This window comes from Mesorhizobium sp. M2A.F.Ca.ET.067.02.1.1, assembly GCF_004023285.1.
Lineage (GTDB): Bacteria > Pseudomonadota > Alphaproteobacteria > Rhizobiales > Rhizobiaceae > Mesorhizobium.
Window position 1 is genome coordinate 1 of the sequence record NZ_RZSB01000906.1, and the last position, 2,157, is coordinate 2,157.

Annotated in this window: 3 protein-coding genes; all 3 read left to right on the forward strand. The window is 62.4% G+C overall.

Features of this window, described 5'->3' with window-relative positions:
• Nucleotides 1–111: 111 nt before the first annotated feature.
• Nucleotides 112–720 carry a transposase gene (locus tag EOA28_RS40635; protein ID WP_245501661.1) on the forward strand — a complete coding sequence of 203 codons (609 nt, stop codon included), beginning with the start codon at nt 112–114 and terminating at the stop codon, nt 718–720.
• Nucleotides 717–872, forward strand: a complete 156-nt coding sequence (gene tnpB, locus EOA28_RS41025; protein ID WP_128315730.1) for an IS66 family insertion sequence element accessory protein TnpB — start codon at nt 717–719, stop codon at nt 870–872. The genes EOA28_RS40635 and tnpB overlap by 4 nt, the downstream gene beginning before the upstream one ends.
• Before the next feature lie 102 nt (nt 873–974).
• On the forward strand, nt 975–2,157 hold a 1,183-nt coding region (locus EOA28_RS33525; protein WP_128315731.1), incomplete at its 3' end, for a site-specific integrase.

Here is a 2,157-nt window from a genome sequence, read left to right on the forward strand (position 1 = left end):
TCGGCACCCGCGTTTTTCCAAAAATAGGGGCAGGATTTCTCCGCGGGGAACGGAAGTCACGCGTCATTTAACCCGTTTCGACGTATCCGATGTCCGACTGCGGTTTCAATGATGATAGGTCGCCGAGCGCGCGGTGAAGGTCCGGTTGCGGGGCGGAGCCCGGCTGGTGCGCTATATCGACGACTTTGTGATCTGTTTCCAATATCGCGAGGATGCGCTCCGCGTAGAGGAGGCCTTGCGCCTTCGGTTGGGGAAGTTCGGCCTCACAGAGCGCACGCCTCCGGCGAAGGCCGCCTTGCGAGAAGATGGCACGGTAGCGAGGCTGCGCTCTTAAGGTCGTCCTTACGAGCGAAGTTAACAGCACAGCATGAGCCATGTGACGTTATTGACCGGGCCGGAGCGGCGCGTCGTTGGAGTGAGGCGGATCAGTGCCGGATACTGGCCGCGGCATTCGCGCCCGGGGCCACAGTGACGGCGGTGGCGCGTCAGTACGATGTCGCGACCAGCCTGATCTATAAGTGGCGCCGCACGGTGAGAGCCCGCGAGACGGGCTTTGCCGAAGTTGTCGTGGCTCCCGACGAGCCTGTCGCCGTTTCGCGGCCGGCGGCATCCCCAGCGGTGATCGAGCTGGAGGTCGCCGGCAAGGTGCGGCTGCGGATTCCGCTGACCACGCCGCCAACACTGGCGGCGGCGATGGTGAAGGCGCTGGGCGTTTCATGATCCCGGTCCCGAGCCAGGTGCGGATCTGGTTGGCGGTCGGCCGGACCGATATGCGTCGCGGGATGCAAGGCCTCGCTCTGCAGGTTCAGGAGACGCTGGGCCGAGACCCGCATTTATGCATCGGGCGAGATTATGTGGCGGAGCCGCCCTGACCCCTTTCGAGCCGGCCAAACCCAGCTTGCCTCCGCCACATAATATTTCATGCCTCTCTCATGGCGCGGGAGTCCCCTGTGCCACAACGCCGGAGGGGCAGAATGCTCGAGTTCTATTTTTCCTATTGTGGGGTGCTCAAGCGCCTGCGTAGCGGTGCACTCGGTGGCGAGATGGATCGCCTCGCGGAGCATTTTTTCACCCTTGGTTACAAGCGAGCGTCCGCCAAGATTTACCTGAGCCGGATTGCACGCTTTAGCCAGTTTGCCGCAACGCGCTGTGGGCGGATGCCGATCCATCAAGATGTCGTCGACAGCTATTTATGCACGTTTACTACGGATTCTCCACGCATTGGGGCAGCATCGGCGCTGGGACATGCACGGCGAGTGGCTCCGGAGCGCTTCATTGCTTCCGCTCCCAGGGTAGATGATGATCCGGATACTCCGCTTCTGACCTCATTTTCCGACTATTTGCGCAAGGTGCGAGGACTTGAGCCGAAGACCCGCGAAGGCGTTCTACTGGGCGGCCGCCGCTTTCTGGATTGGTTCCGCCATCATCATCCCGGTCAAAACATCGAGGCGTTGACGGCTGAGCACGTCCTCGCTGCTGTCGAGCATCGGCTGTCGCTATCAGCGACCACCGGCACCCGCACGGCAGCGACTTCTCACATCCGAACATTTCTTCAGTTTTTATGTTGGGCTGGCCACCATGACCAGGATCTCGACCGCGTCGTCCCAAGGACGCCTCATTGGCGTTTGGCGCATTTGCCGCCGCGCCTTGCATGGGATGACGTTCGGCGCGCAATCAATGCGATCGGCGCAACGACGCCGGTCGACATCCGCGATCGAGCTGTCCTGCTGCTACTCGCCACCACGGGTATTCGCAACGGTGAGCTACGCGCCCTTCAGCTGCGGGATATCGACTGGCGTGCTGGCGAGGTTTCTGTCCGGCGCACCAAGGGCAAGCGGGATCGGGTGGCGCCGCTGCTCGAGGAGACCGGCGCCGCGCTCGCCGACTACGTCCTGCGCGCTCGACCGAAGGTGGATAGTCCGTATCTGTTCCTGTCCTTCACGCCGCCCGTGGCAGCATTCAAATGCGCGTCGCCTGTTTCGAGGATCGTGCGGAAGCGGTTGCGACATGGCGGGGTTGAACTCGGGCGGGTCGCAGGTGCGCATCTCCTGCGCCACAGTCTTGCCACCCAGCTCGTCAAGCAGCGAAGGCCGATCAACGAGGTCGCCGATCTTCTCGGGCACCGGAGCATCAACACAACGGCGCTGTACGTAAAGG